Source organism: Staphylococcus sp. HMSC034C12, from assembly GCF_001835895.1.
GTDB classification, from domain to species: Bacteria; Bacillota; Bacilli; order Staphylococcales; family Staphylococcaceae; genus Staphylococcus; species Staphylococcus hominis.
The window spans coordinates 14,135-28,395 of the sequence record NZ_KV826310.1 but is presented as its reverse complement, the minus strand read 5'-3'; the positions used below and the strand labels follow the sequence as shown (position 1 = coordinate 28,395).

The window sequence follows — 14,261 nt, the reverse complement described above, 5'->3', positions numbered from 1 at the left end:
GTAGATATACTAATTAAATAAGTAATTCAAAATGGGAAATGTTATAAGAAATAGGAGTTTAATGTGGAGGATTAATATGGATAAGATAATTATAAATGGAGGCAATCGCCTTACTGGTGAAGTTCAAGTAGAAGGAGCTAAAAATGCTGTATTACCTGTCCTTACAGCATCGTTATTAGCGTCTGAAGGACAAAGTAAATTAACCAATGTGCCAGATTTAAGTGATGTTGTTACTATCAATAATGTTTTATCTACTTTAAATGCTAAAGTGGATTATGATAAAGAAAACGGATCAGTTACAGTTGATGCTTCTGCTACACTAAATGAAGAAGCGCCTTATGAATATGTGAGTAAAATGAGAGCAAGTGTGTTAGTAATGGGACCTTTATTAGCACGTTTAGGTCATGCAATCGTTGCATTACCAGGTGGCTGTGCAATTGGTGCTCGTCCAATTGAACAACATATCAAAGGTTTTGAAGCCTTAGGTGCAGAAATTCATTTAGAAAACGGAAATATATACGCAAGCACTAAAGAGGGATTGAAAGGTGCAAATATTCATCTAGATTTTCCAAGTGTAGGTGCAACTCAAAATATTATAATGGGTGCTTCTTTAGCACAAGGAAAAACAGTTATCGAAAATGTAGCTAAAGAACCTGAAATTGTAGATTTAGCTAATTATATCAATGAAATGGGTGGTAACGTTGTTGGTGCTGGTACAGATACCATTACTATCCATGGTGTTGAAAAATTAACGGGCGTTGAACATGCAATTATACCTGATCGTATTGAAGCAGGTACACTTATTATCGCAGCAGCAATTACAAGAGGAGATGTTTTTGTAAAAGGTGCTGTTAAAGAACATATGACAAGTTTAATTTATAAATTAGAAGAAATGGGAGTTAACCTCGATTTTAATGAGGAAGGTGTACATGTTACTACAAATGGTGAACTTCAACCTGTAGATATTAAAACACTGCCTCATCCAGGTTTCCCTACAGATATGCAATCACAAATGATGGCATTATTATTAACAGCTGAAGGCCATAAAGTGGTAACTGAAACAGTATTTGAAAATAGATTTATGCATGTTGCAGAATTTAGAAGAATGAATGCTAATATTAATGTAGAAGGTAGAAGTGCTAAAATAGAAGGTAAAAGTCAACTACAAGGTGCTCAAGTAAAAGCTACGGATTTAAGAGCAGCCGCAGCTCTTATTTTGGCTGGTTTAGTGGCAGAAGGTACAACTCAAGTGACAGAACTTAAACACTTAGATCGTGGTTATGTTAATTTCCATGAGAAGTTAAAATCACTTGGTGCAGATATCAAAAGAGTCGATGACTAATTTTTAAATAGATTTGAGGTAATAGTTATGGAAACAATTTTTGATTATAATGAAATAAAAAAAATCATTCCTCATAGACAACCTTTTTTACTTATTGATCGTATTGTTGAATATGAAGAAGGAAAGCGTTGTGTAGGTTTAAAACAAGTTTCAGGAAACGAACCGTTTTTCCAAGGACATTTTCCTGATTATGCAGTTATGCCTGGTGTTCTCATTACAGAAGCTTTGGCACAAACTGGAGCGGTAGCTATGTTAAATAGTGAAGAAAATAAAGGTAAAATTGCATTATTTGCTGGGATTGATAAATGTAGATTTAAAAAACAAGTGACACCTGGTGATACTTTAATGTTAGAAGTTGAAATTACAAAAATTAAAGGTCCTATTGGAAAAGGTACAGCAAAAGCTACTGTTGATGGACAACTTGCTTGTAGTTGTGAACTTACTTTTGCTATTCAAGATGCTTAATTAAAATAAGAGTAGTAGCGAAATCATTCATTTCGTTACTACTCTATTTTTATCTTTCAAATTTTTCTTCTTTTAATTTCGGTTTAGATTGCATCATTCTGTTAAATGTAATTTTTAATTCTTCTCCAGATAATCCTTCATCAATAAGTTGTTCTAATAGTGTTTCTGCGTATACCTGACGGTGTGTATAAATATGACACTCGAAAATAATTGATATTTTCCTTTCAAATAGAGAGATATGTTTTATTGTTGCATCAAACAATGCTGGATCGTTAGAAGGTCTAGTAATCACTACTCTGATATCTAATACTGTTTGTGATTCATAAAATTTTTGCATGATATCATAATGTGTATCTGAAATTACAATTTCTAGGAGCCAACCTGTACCACTATTCTCTTTATTTATAATAACACCATCATAAAGTTCAAATTCTGAAATCCTGTTATCATCGCTTACTATTTGGAATCGAACTGCTTTAAAAGTCTTCATAACATGTCTCCCATACTCTTAAACATTTTTAAATTATATGATTATTGTTTTTTTGTTAAATAAGTCGTCTCATATCTTAATATTTTTCTTAAATATATCAGATATTAATACTAAAAAGGGAAGAAATCTAAAAAAATAGCTTTTTGACGTTATATTCAATTCTATTTAATATAACGATATAAGGAGGTGACACATGTTAAATAAGATAGTAATCGTTGGTCGTATGACTAAAGATGCAAAAATTTATGATAATGAGGAGGTGAAAATCGCAACGTTTAGTGTGGCTACTGAACGTAATTATAAAGATGAAAATGATGAAATAGCGTGTGATTATATATTTTGTAAAGCATTTGGTAAGATGGCTAGCAACATTGAAAAATATACTTCTCAAGGATCTTTAGTAGGTATTACTGGCCAAATGCGTTCTCGTAAATATGAAAAGGAAAAACAAACTCACTTTGTCACAGAATTATATGTTGAAACAATTAAATTTATGTCCCCTAAATTAAATAATGAAAAACTCTCAGATAGCTCACTAAATACAGACACTTATCCATTTGATAATCTCGAATTAATGAATATAAAATAAAACTCTCTATTTTTAATACTCCAAACCTTTCCAATTAATATAAAATAAGTCTTTCAATTATACTCAAATATACTCAAGAGGTCGGTATAAATATTCCGACCTCTTTAACTATGTATAAGACATTAGATACAACTCATTCATTGAATGATAAAAAAGACAGTGTATTTTTCTGAAATATTACAAAGTAATTACAGTTGGTTCTTTTATTATATATCTAATAAACACTGCCATTAAAGTGTTTATAGTATATATATAAGAAAAATTATTTACAAATCTATGTAATTTTAATGTAAAATAAGTATATTTTTTTTATTTCACTGTAACCTGCTAAGCTTTTTTAGATGTTAGAGTAGTATCCGTAAAATATTTAAGAAAACAAATGACTTAGGAGGATTATACTATTATGAAAAAGACAATTATTGCATCTTCATTAGCAGTAGGCTTAGGATTAGTAGCAGGAAACGTAAGTCATGCTGATGCAAGTGAAAATCAAATTAATAAAGAAAAATTAGCTCAATTAGCGGAATCTAACGATCAATCATTAAATCAACATCCTATTCAAGAAGGAGCTTATAATTACCAATTTAATTTAAATGGTAAAACTTATCATTTTTGGTCAGATGGAACATATTTTAAATGGGAATATTATCCATCAAACGGTTCAACTGTAAATAGTGCTAATCAAAATGTAGCTTCAACTCAATCAGCACAAAATGTATCTTTCCAAAATAATAATTATAATCATATAAATCAATCAGCTTCAACTTCAAATGTAAGTCAACACTATGCAAATGAAGCTCAAACACAACAAGCACCAAAAACAACACAAACTAAACAAGCAACTCAAACACAACAAGCACCTGCTAATGCAACTACAAATCAACCTAAACAATCAACAAGTGGTTCATCTGTAAATGTAAATAGTCATTTACAACAAATCGCTCAACGCGAATCAGGTGGAGATATTCATGCCATCAACCCTTCTTCTGGTGCAGCAGGTAAATATCAATTCTTACAATCTACTTGGGATTCAGTAGCACCAGCACAATATAAAGGTGTATCACCAGCACAAGCACCTGAAAGTGTTCAAGATGCTGCGGCAGTAAAACTTTATAATACTGCAGGTCCATCTCAATGGGTTACAGCGTAAAACTTAATAAATAATTTACTAGTGCCTGAGACAATATGAGTTGTCTTAGGCATTTTTATATATATTGATAGTAATGACTGAATTTAGAAAGATTTCTGTACTATTCTTTATTTATTATATTTATAATAATAGTTGTATGAATTAAACTTATTTCAATGAATATCTTTTTTATTTGAATTATAACAATGGTTTTGTTATGGTTAAATTAAACTAAAGACTACTAGGGGAGCCATGGAACATGGCTGAGATGAAGCATTCAGACCCTTATAACCTGATTTGGTTAATGCCAACGTAGGAAAGTAGTAATACATATTCATTCATTCTATTTTTTTGAATATTGACTACATTTCTACGTTGAAATGTAGTTTTTTTATTTAAGGAGGAATAGTTAATGAGTTTTTCAGATGAATTAAAGCAAGCGTCAAAGCCAATTATTGAAGAGATTTATAATGATGGTTTTATTCAAGATTTATTAAAGGGAAAATTATCAAAACAAGCAGTACGCCAATACTTACGTGCTGATGCTTCTTATTTAAAAGAATTTACTAATTTATATGCTTTACTTATTCCTAAAGCACCTACTATGAAAGAAGTGAAATTCTTAGTAGAGCAAATTGAATTTATGTTAGACGGCGAAGTAGAAGCCCATGAAATTTTAGCGGACTATATTAATGAACCTTATGAAGAAATTGTAAAAGAAAAAGTGTGGCCACCTAGTGGAGATCATTACATTAAACATATGTATTATCATGCTTATACACACGAAAATGCTGCATACACTATAGCTGCAATGGCACCATGTCCTTACGTATATGAAGTGGTTGCTAAATGGGGATTAGAAGATTCAAATCTTAATAGAGATGCACTTACTGCTAAGTGGTTTGATTTTTATAGCACTGAAATGGCACCTTTAATTGAAGTATTTGACCGTTTGTTAAATGAACTTACAGAACATTGTACCGAACAGGAAAAAAGAGAAATTAAAGAAGCATTTTTACAAAGTACTGTACATGAACGTCACTTCTTTAATATGGCATACATTGATGAAGAATGGGATTTTGGAGGAGCAAATCATGAATAAACCTAAGATTGCGTTAACAATTGCTGGTACTGACCCTTCTGGTGGCGCAGGAGTTATGGCAGATTTAAAATCATTCCATGCTTGTGGCGTATATGGAATGGCTGCTATTACAAGTATTGTGGCTCAAAATACTAAAGGAGTTCAACATATCCATAATCTAGAAACTAGTTGGGTTAAAGAACAATTAGATAGCGTATTTGATGATGAATTACCTCACGCAATTAAGACTGGAATGATTGCTACACATGAAACGATGGAACTGATTCAAACGTATTTAAAAAATCATAGCAATATTCCCTATGTTATCGATCCAGTTATGCTAGCAAAAAGTGGTGATTCCTTAATGGATGATGAAACAAAAAAACATCTTCAGAAAACGCTCTTACCATTAGCGGATGTCGTTACTCCTAACATTCCAGAAGCTGAAGAAATTACTGGCTTGAAAATTGATACTGAAGATAATATTCGTAAAGCAGGTCATATATTTATAAATGAAATAGGAAGTAAAGGTGTAGTAATTAAAGGCGGTCATTCTGCTGATTTAAATAATGCTAAAGACTTTTTATTTACTAAAGATGATGTCTATACTTTTGAAGAGAAGCGATTTAATACGCCACATACTCATGGTACAGGTTGCACATTTTCAGCTGTTATCACAGCCGAACTAGCTAAAGGTAAAACAATTTATGAAGCTGTAAAAAAAGCTAAAAAATTTATTTCATTAAGTATTGAACATACACCTGAAATCGGTCAAGGACGCGGCCCGGTAAACCATTTTGCTTATATGAAGAAAGTAGGTTTAGACGATGAATAGTTTAGAAAAGATAAGACAAGAGAATCCACTAGTAGTCTGTTATACCAATGATGTGGTTAAAAACTTCACTGCGAATGGACTCTTGAGTATTGGTGCAAGTCCAGCAATGAGTGAAGCTCCAGAAGAAGCAGAAGAGTTCTATAAAGTAGCAGGGGCACTGCTTATAAATATTGGAACATTAACTAAAGCAAATGAAAAAGATATTTTAGAAATTGGAAAAATTGCTAATCAACAAGGTACACCCATTGTATTTGATCCAGTTGCTGTAGGCGCATCAACATATCGTAAACAATTCTGTGAAACTTTTCTTTCTGAAATAAATGTTTCTGTGATTAAAGGAAATGCATCTGAAATTCTTACTTTAGTAGATTCAAATACTACAATGAAAGGCACTGATGGGGAAACAGACTTAGATGTAGTGACAATTGCTAAAAAAGCTTATGAAAAATATCAAACAGCAATTGTTATTACAGGTAGAGAAGATGTTATTATTCAAGATAATCAAATTGTCAAACTATCAAATGGTTCTCCATTACTGGCAAAAATCACAGGCGCTGGTTGTTTATTAGGCGGTTTAGTTGCTGGATTTTTATTTAGAAATACACATCCATCATTACAAGTATTAGAAGAATCAGTAAGTTATTATAATATCGCTGCAGAGATTGCTGAAAAAAGTGAAAAGGTTAATGGACCTGGAACATTTTTATCTCAATTACTTGATGAAATGTATCAACTTAACTATGATACTTATAAACAATTTGTAAAACGTGAAGAGGTTTAAATATGTTTGATTCAAAAAGCTTACAAGTCTATTTTATATGTGGAACACAAGACATCATCGGTGATCAAAATATTAAAGATGTTTTAAAAGCAGCATTAGAATCAGGAATTACATTATTTCAATTTCGAGAAAAAGGGCCAAATGCTTTAGTAGGGGATGAAAAAGAAGCCTTAGCTAAGGAATTAAAAACACTTTGTCATGAGTATAAAGTACCTTTTCTAATTAATGATGATGTGGATTTAGCTGAAAAAATTGATGCAGATGGTATACATGTAGGTCAAGATGACGAAATAATTGCTTCTTTTGCTAATCGTTTTAAAAATAAAATTATAGGGTTAAGTGTAGGAAACGTAAAGGAATATCAACAATCAGATTTAGAACACGTAGATTATATAGGTGTAGGTCCAATGTATGAGACATCTTCAAAATCTGATGCAAGTGCCCCTGTAGGTCCTGAAATGATTGCAACATTAAAAAATATTAATCCAAGCTTACCTATGGTTGCTATAGGTGGTATTACTGAAGACAATTGTGAACCTATAGCTAAAGAAGGCGCTGATGGTGTGTCAGTTATTTCAGTCATTACACATAGTCAAAATATTGACAAGACTGTTAATAAATTAAAGCACTATTTCAAATAAATATCTCTTTTTTTCAGTTTTTGTTTTCTAGTACACCCTATCTATGATAAAATTATTTCTACGTGAATATATCAATAGAGGTGTAAAAATGAAGAAGAAAGCGCGACTACCTTTGTTATTAGGGGTAATGGTCTTTTTAGCTGGATGTGACTATTCCAAATCTAGTAATAGAAATGGATTTTTCTACAATACATTCGTTGAACCAATGGCTAAAATTCTACATTGGTTAGGCCATTCTGTTTTTCATGATGATTATGGTATTGCAATCATCGTTTTAGTATTAGTTATTCGTATTATCTTATTGCCTTTCATGCTATCAAACTATAAAAATAGCCATATGATGCGTGAAAAAATGAAAATTGCTAAACCTGAAGTAGAAGGTGTACAAGAAAAAGTGAAACGTGCACGTACTCAAGAAGAAAAAATGGCTGCTAATCAGGAAATGATGGAAGTTTATAAGAAATATGATATCAATCCTATGAAGAGTGCTTTAGGCTGCTTACCTGTTTTAATTCAAATGCCTATTGTTATGGGATTATATTTCGTATTGCGTTATCGTATTGGTGGCGGTATTACAGAACATCCACATTTCTTATGGTTTAATTTAGTACATCCTGATATTTGGATTACTATTATTGCCGGTGTGTTATACTTTATTCAAGCATGGGTGTCAAGTAAACAAATGCCTGAAGAACAACGTCAAATGACTTATATGATGATGATTGTTTCACCTATTATGATTATTTGGATTTCATTAAGTTCAGCTTCAGCACTAGGTTTATATTGGTCTGTCAGTGCGGCATTCTTAATTATTCAAACATTCTTTGCAAATAAACATTATGAAAAAGTTGCAAAACAAGAAATTGGACCTATGGTTGAGGCACATAAAGAAAATAATTCAAATAAAAAAGGTAAAAATACGCAAGTTGTTTCTAAAAATAATAAGAAGAAAAAATAATATAAGCATAATACGATAAAAAAGTAGGAAAAGATAGATGATCTTTTCCTACTTTTTTTATTCTTCTAAGTGCCACTCGCTATAAAATTGAGATAAAAATAGTTTCATAAATTGATGACGTTCTTCAGCTAGTTGAAATCCTGTTTGTGTATGCATTAATTTTTTTAATTTTAATAACTTATCATAGAAGTGTCTAATAGCAGAAGGAGGTAAATCAACCATATCTTTTTCTGAAGGAATTGAATGATAGGGAGATTCTGTCCACATCGGCTCATTGAAATGTCCAGAAAATTGAAACGTTCTTGCGATACCTATAGCACCAATAGCATCTAAGCGATCAGCATCTCTAACGATTTGTCCTTCGATTGGAAGTGTAACATCGTTATTTCTACCATTTCGATAACTCAAATGTTTAATAATAAAAATAATATTCTTTTGAACAGTATCATCCAATTCTATTTTTTTAAAAAATTGATGTAATTCGCTTAAAGCATGGTGTTTATCAGTCAATTTATCATCTATGACGTCATGCAATAAAGCTGACAATACTATTGTAAGAAAATCGCCTTGATGTTCTTGTTTGGCAATATATTTAGCTAATAATGTGACACGTTCAATATGTGCAATATCATGTCCAGAGTAATCATTTTTATGAAATTGGTACATATATTCTTTAGCTAATAATATTTGTTCTGCTTGATTCATAAACTACTCCTTTAAAAACATGTATTGAATGCGTTTAAAGAATAGGTGATAATAATTGAGATATGTCTTCTTTAAACTTAATCCAAGTACTACGTTGATTATATAATTCTTTAGTCAACTCATATGAGACTTTCATATCTTTAATAAATGCTTTTTTAAGTTGAAGAGAAATATCTTCGTCATAAATGAACGCATTCACTTCGAAATTTAATGTAAAACTACGATTATCCATATTTGCTGTACCTACAGTAGCGATTTCATCATCGACAATGAGTGTTTTTGAATGTAGAAATCCATTATTATATTGATAAATTTTAACACCTGCGTCTAATAAAGAAGCGGCATTTTTTAATGTAGCCCAATAAACAAAAGGATGATCGGGTTTACAAGGAATCATTAAATTAACTTCAACTCCACCTAAAGCGGCAATTTTTATGGCATCAATAAAAGCTTGATCAGGAATAAAATAAGGTGATTGAATATAAATAGAATGTTTTGCTGACATAATCATTTTTAAATAGCCATATTTAATTTGTTCCCAGTCTTCATCAGGACCACTTGAAGCGATTTGAACACCAATCTCGCCGCCTGAATCTACATCAGGAAAATATCTATCTTCATAGCTGATATTGTCACGTGTTGATTGTGAATTCCAATCTAAGATGAATCTTAATTCTAATGCATTGACAGAATCACCTTCAAGTCTTAAATGAGTATCTCTCCAATAACCAAATTTTTTATCTTTACCAAGGTATTCATCACCAACATTAAACCCCCCAACATAGCCAATCTTGCCATCTATAATTACAATTTTTCTATGATTACGGTTATTCATTCTTAAATTGATTAAGGGCAATTTGGAAGGGAAGAAGGCTTCTGCGCGTCCACCTTTGTCTTTAAACTGTTTCAAATCTTTCTTGCGTAATGTTCTTGAACCCATATCATCATATAACATTTTAACTTCTATACCATCTTCAAGTCTGTCTTCGAGTGCCTTTAAAATACGACGTCCAAGACCATCACTTTTGAAAATATAGTATTGAATATGTATATAATCTTTAGCATTCTGAATATCTTCAATTAATGCGTCAAATTTAGCATGACCATCTGTAAAGATTTTTATACTGTTATCAGTAGTTAAAAATGCAGCATTATTATAGAGTAACATGTGCACCATTTCTTTAAACTTAACAATTTGATGATTACCTTTAGAAAAATCATCTTTTTCAAGTGCATTTAATTGCTCATCAACGATCATAGCTAAACCTTTACGATCTTCTTTTTTTAATTTAAAAATATGTTTGCGTTGTATTTGACGCCCTAATAATAGATATAAAATAAATCCTACTATCGGTAGAAATACAAGAACTAAAAGCCACGCCCAAATGGAACCTGCACTACGACGTTCCATGAAGATAATGATAAATGCGAAAATCAAGTTTAATATAAAGGCAGTGATTAATATGATGTTAATAATTAAAGAAGAGTGTAAAAAAGATAATTGCACGATCTCTACCATATTCATTAATTGAACCTCCTAAATCATTTAAAATTAATGTACTAACAAATATTGTACCATGCACTATAATAAATGGTATGATTAATTTTTAAAATAAAAATGTATAATTGACGTAATAAAGAGGAAATTATACGATGATATAGAAGTTATGAAAGGGTGAATTAGTTGGAAAATCAAAATCATGCCCATCATTCTGAGCAAGTTAAATTAAATTTAAAATCTCGATTAAATCGAATAGAAGGACAAGTTAAAGCAATTAATCGAATGATTGATGAAGACGTCTACTGTGATGATGTATTAACTCAGATAAGAGCAACACGTTCAGCACTTAATAGTGTTGCTACTAAGTTACTGGAACATCACATGAAAAGTTGTATTATGGAAAAAATAAATCAAGGTACTGAAGAAGAAGCAATGGAAGAACTACTAGTGACATTTCAAAAACTAGTGAAAGATTAGTTAGGAGATTGTAATATGTTAAACCGTAATATTGTATTTATAGATAACATTGAAACAGAAGAACAAGCACAAATGTTAAATGAACGTTTGTTAAATATGATTGGAGTACATACGGTATCAATCGATATAGAAAGAAATAAGGTTAATGTTGAATATGAAACACCTACTAATTTAAATAGTATTGAAAAAGAAATTTATGACGCTGGATTTAAAGTACTTTCATAATAAAAAGCTTTAGTGTAACTTAAATAATTTAAAATAATTTTCAAATATGGTAGTAAAGCATGACTAATTAGGGTAGTATATCATTGAAGGTCAAAAAACGAGGTGAGATACCATGAACAAATCAGATAAGTTACAAAATGTAGTCAAATTATTATCATCTTTAGGCGTCAATATCAAAAAAACAAAATCTCGTTTCGACATTATTAATACTTTGCCTACCACAAAAACCGTTACTCAAGAACTTAAATAATATGTGATTGAAAAAAGTCTGAGACATTATTAGTTGTCTCAGACTTTTTTATATGTTGGAGATACATTATCGAAGTGGAACGATAATGTCAAAATGAGTTTTGTCCCATTCTCTTTTATACTATTTTCATGTTATTAACTGAATTAAAATATATTTATCACTAAGCATCTTTGGACGCTGGCTTTTGATGGTAATAAATAGAAAGTATAACACCAATACCTAGCATTAAACTCCATAATGCGCTACCACCATAACTAATAAATGGTAGTGGTATACCTGTAATAGGTAAGAGTTGAATCGTCATACCGATATTTTGCAAAATATGGAAGACGAGTAAAGAAATATAACCAATTAAAAATACCTTATTAAATGATGAAGTTGTTTTTATAGCTAAACGGATAAGATGGAAAATTAAAGCTAGGAATATAAGAAGTAATATCACTGCTCCAATAAATCCAATTTCTTCTCCAATGACAGAAAAAATAAAATCGGTATGGTTTTCTGGAATGTATACTTCTCCGTGATTATAACCTTTACCAAATAATTGACCGGATCCTATAGCTTTTAACGATTCCGTTAAATGGTAGCCATCTCCATTACTATAAGCATAAGGATTTAACCATGAATTGATTCGACCCATTTGGTACATTTTGATATGTAACGTTTTCTCAATCAGAGAGGGTTTATATATAATGGCTAAAATAATGCTACTTCCTAATACGGCTACAGTAATAAAGATAGGAGCAAGAATGCGCCATGTAATACTACTCACTAGCATGATTCCAACAATAATGGCACACAGAACCAATGTAGTTCCTAAATCATTCTGAAGTAAAATTAATATCATAGGTACCAGGGATATGCCAATGATTTTAAAAAATAAGATTAAATCAGTACGAAAAGATTTATTAAATGTAAATCGATTATGATTAGAAACGATTTTAGCCAATGCAAGTATCAAAATAATCTTCATAAATTCTGAAGGTTGAATACTAATTGGACCAAAAGCATACCAACTTTTAGCGCCATTAATAATAGGCGTAATAGGTGTTTCAGGAATGATTAATAAACCTAGTAGTAAGATACAAAAGAAGATATACCATATATATGTATTATTTTTTATTTTTTTGGGAGAAAAAATCATCACAATAAGTGCTAGTATTGCTCCTAAAATATAATAGATAATTTGACGAATACCAAAATTGGCACTATATTGGCCGCCACCCATAGCAGAACTGATTGTAGTCACACTAATGATGGCTAAAATCATTATTAATGCTATAAGTATCCAGTCAATTTTTCGAAGCCAATGTGTTGTAGGCTGTTGACGGGATGAATATTTCATAAAAAACTCCTTAAATTCTATGGAATAGTATATATAGATTTTACATGACTTTATATGATTATGCTACAAAATATAGAAGATGATATAAAGTCGAAGCAGTTTAATCTAAAAAATAACAATTAACATGAATGGACTATTCTTTAAGAAATATACATATTTTTATTTATTGGTAAATGCAAAAAACACTGATACTGTGATAATATGGACATTTAGAAAGAATAATTTAAATTACATATCGTTAATGAAAAGTATAATTAACAATTTAAACTTAATACATTATAGTATTATAATTATGATGAGAGAAACAAAAGCGTAATTAAACTTCAATTTATAAATGGCTTTTGTCATTATTTTTCTCGATGGAGGATATAAAACATGGTAAAAGAAAATATTTGTATCGTATATGGTGGTAAAAGTGCTGAGCATGATGTATCAATTTTAACAGCACAAAATGTATTAAATGCGATTAATAAAGACAAGTATCTTGTAGATATTATATATATTACAAATGATGGTCAATGGAAGAAAAAAGAAAATATTACAAAAAATATTAAAACTGTTGAAGAATTACATTTAGAAGACATAAGTCCTGGAGAAATTACATTACTTTTAAAAGAAAATGGGGAAGGAAGTAAATATGATGCTATTTTCCCATTATTACATGGACCAAATGGTGAAGATGGTACCATTCAAGGTTTATTTGAAGTGCTAGATTTACCATATGTAGGAAATGGTGTATTAGCTGCATCAAGTTCGATGGATAAATTAGTAATGAAACAATTGTTTGAACATCGCGGTTTACCACAACTACCTTATATTAGTTTTTTAAGAAGTGAATATGAAAAATATGAAGGTAATATTATTAAACTCGTTAATGATAAATTAACATACCCAGTATTTGTAAAACCTGCTAACCTTGGATCTAGTGTGGGTATTAGTAAATGTAATAATGAAGATGAACTTAAAAAAGGGATTGAAGAAGCATTTCAATTTGATCGTAAGTTAGTGATTGAACAAGGTATTATTGCACGTGAAGTGGAAGTCGCAGTTTTAGGTAATGATTATCCTGAAACAACATGGCCTGGAGAAGTAATTAAAGATGTTCAATTTTATGACTATAAGTCAAAATATAAAGACGGTAAAATCAGTTTACAAATTCCAGCAGATTTAGATGAAGAGGTTCAAATGACGTTACGTAATATGGCATTAGAAGCATTTAAAGCTACAGATTGTTCTGGATTAGTACGTGCCGATTTCTTTGTGACGGAAGATAATCAAATCTACATTAATGAAACAAATGCGATGCCTGGTTTTACAGCATTTAGCATGTATCCAAGTTTATGGGAAAATATGGGATTATCATACTCTGATTTAATCACTAAACTAATTGATTTAGCTAAAGAACGTTACGAAGATAAAAAGAAAAATAAATATACTATCGATTAAG

At 30.7% G+C, this 14,261-nt stretch carries 17 protein-coding genes and 1 riboswitch; of the genes, 13 read left to right on the top strand and 4 right to left on the bottom strand.

The window, feature by feature from the left end:
• Window positions 1-76: 76 nt before the first annotated feature.
• Both murA and fabZ read left to right on the top strand, forming a co-directional pair.
• Window positions 77-1,342, top strand: coding sequence for a UDP-N-acetylglucosamine 1-carboxyvinyltransferase (gene murA / locus HMPREF2629_RS02755; protein WP_017175137.1), 1,266 nt, complete (start codon window positions 77-79; stop codon window positions 1,340-1,342).
• 27 nt (window positions 1,343-1,369) lie between these two features.
• Window positions 1,370-1,807: a 3-hydroxyacyl-ACP dehydratase FabZ gene (gene fabZ, locus HMPREF2629_RS02750; protein WP_002448673.1), complete on the top strand. Its 438-nt coding sequence runs from the start codon at window positions 1,370-1,372 to the stop codon at window positions 1,805-1,807.
• Window positions 1,808-1,856: 49 nt separating this feature from the next.
• Here fabZ and HMPREF2629_RS02745 read toward each other — a convergent pair whose 3' ends face one another.
• Window positions 1,857-2,297, bottom strand: coding sequence for a YwpF-like family protein (locus HMPREF2629_RS02745; RefSeq protein ID WP_017175138.1), 441 nt, complete (start codon window positions 2,295-2,297; stop codon window positions 1,857-1,859).
• 193 nt (window positions 2,298-2,490) lie between these two features.
• Between HMPREF2629_RS02745 and HMPREF2629_RS02740 the strand changes: the two genes are divergently transcribed.
• From HMPREF2629_RS02740 to yidC, 7 genes are all read left to right on the top strand, one after another.
• Entirely contained in the window at window positions 2,491-2,886 is a 396-nt protein-coding gene (locus HMPREF2629_RS02740; protein WP_017175139.1) for a single-stranded DNA-binding protein, read from the top strand.
• A 403-nt stretch (window positions 2,887-3,289) separates the two neighbouring features.
• Window positions 3,290-4,036 carry a transglycosylase family protein gene (locus HMPREF2629_RS02735; protein WP_017175140.1) on the top strand — a complete coding sequence of 249 codons (747 nt, stop codon included), beginning with the start codon at window positions 3,290-3,292 and terminating at the stop codon, window positions 4,034-4,036.
• A gap of 212 nt (window positions 4,037-4,248) precedes the next feature.
• Window positions 4,249-4,351, top strand: a riboswitch (TPP riboswitch).
• A 76-nt stretch (window positions 4,352-4,427) separates the two neighbouring features.
• Complete coding sequence (gene tenA, locus HMPREF2629_RS02730) at window positions 4,428-5,117, top strand: thiaminase II (RefSeq protein WP_019835613.1); 690 nt, start codon at window positions 4,428-4,430, stop codon at window positions 5,115-5,117.
• Complete coding sequence (thiD, locus tag HMPREF2629_RS02725) at window positions 5,110-5,931, top strand: bifunctional hydroxymethylpyrimidine kinase/phosphomethylpyrimidine kinase (RefSeq protein ID WP_017175142.1); 822 nt, start codon at window positions 5,110-5,112, stop codon at window positions 5,929-5,931. Before tenA ends, thiD begins: the two co-directional genes overlap by 8 nt.
• Entirely contained in the window at window positions 5,924-6,712 is a 789-nt protein-coding gene (thiM, locus tag HMPREF2629_RS02720) for a hydroxyethylthiazole kinase (protein ID WP_017175143.1), read from the top strand. Before thiD ends, thiM begins: the two co-directional genes overlap by 8 nt.
• 2 nt (window positions 6,713-6,714) lie before the next feature.
• Complete coding sequence (gene thiE / locus HMPREF2629_RS02715; protein ID WP_048787784.1) at window positions 6,715-7,353, top strand: thiamine phosphate synthase; 639 nt, start codon at window positions 6,715-6,717, stop codon at window positions 7,351-7,353.
• 88 nt (window positions 7,354-7,441) lie between these two features.
• Complete coding sequence (gene yidC, locus HMPREF2629_RS02710) at window positions 7,442-8,311, top strand: membrane protein insertase YidC (RefSeq protein ID WP_054105569.1); 870 nt, start codon at window positions 7,442-7,444, stop codon at window positions 8,309-8,311.
• Between the two features lie 57 nt (window positions 8,312-8,368).
• Here the strand turns inward: yidC and HMPREF2629_RS02705 are convergent, their stop codons facing one another.
• Together HMPREF2629_RS02705 and cls are read right to left on the bottom strand one after the other, a co-directional pair.
• A complete protein-coding gene (locus tag HMPREF2629_RS02705) occupies window positions 8,369-9,016 on the bottom strand; it encodes an HD domain-containing protein (protein WP_002448635.1) in 648 nt (215 codons plus the stop codon).
• 34 nt (window positions 9,017-9,050) lie between these two features.
• Window positions 9,051-10,535, bottom strand: a complete 1,485-nt coding sequence (cls, locus tag HMPREF2629_RS02700; RefSeq protein WP_054105572.1) for a cardiolipin synthase — start codon at window positions 10,533-10,535, stop codon at window positions 9,051-9,053.
• A 165-nt stretch (window positions 10,536-10,700) separates the two neighbouring features.
• Between cls and csoR the strand changes: the two genes are divergently transcribed.
• The 3 genes from csoR (at window position 10,701) to HMPREF2629_RS10995 (ending at window position 11,469) form a co-directional block, all read left to right on the top strand.
• On the top strand, window positions 10,701-10,994 hold the full coding sequence (gene csoR / locus HMPREF2629_RS02695; RefSeq protein ID WP_002437530.1) for a copper-sensing transcriptional repressor CsoR: 294 nt from the start codon (window positions 10,701-10,703) through the stop codon (window positions 10,992-10,994).
• 15 nt (window positions 10,995-11,009) lie between these two features.
• On the top strand, window positions 11,010-11,219 hold the full coding sequence (locus HMPREF2629_RS02690; protein ID WP_019835618.1) for a putative copper chaperone CsoZ: 210 nt from the start codon (window positions 11,010-11,012) through the stop codon (window positions 11,217-11,219).
• A 112-nt stretch (window positions 11,220-11,331) separates the two neighbouring features.
• Window positions 11,332-11,469, top strand: coding sequence for an Lmo0850 family protein (locus HMPREF2629_RS10995; RefSeq protein WP_002437525.1), 138 nt, complete (start codon window positions 11,332-11,334; stop codon window positions 11,467-11,469).
• Between the two features lie 160 nt (window positions 11,470-11,629).
• Here HMPREF2629_RS10995 and HMPREF2629_RS02685 read toward each other — a convergent pair whose 3' ends face one another.
• Window positions 11,630-12,814: an FtsW/RodA/SpoVE family cell cycle protein gene (locus tag HMPREF2629_RS02685; RefSeq protein ID WP_048787782.1), complete on the bottom strand. Its 1,185-nt coding sequence runs from the start codon at window positions 12,812-12,814 to the stop codon at window positions 11,630-11,632.
• Between the two features lie 375 nt (window positions 12,815-13,189).
• Between HMPREF2629_RS02685 and HMPREF2629_RS02680 the strand changes: the two genes are divergently transcribed.
• A complete protein-coding gene (locus HMPREF2629_RS02680; RefSeq protein ID WP_017174790.1) occupies window positions 13,190-14,260 on the top strand; it encodes a D-alanine--D-alanine ligase in 1,071 nt (356 codons plus the stop codon).
• The last annotated feature ends 1 nt before the right edge of the window (window position 14,261 follow it).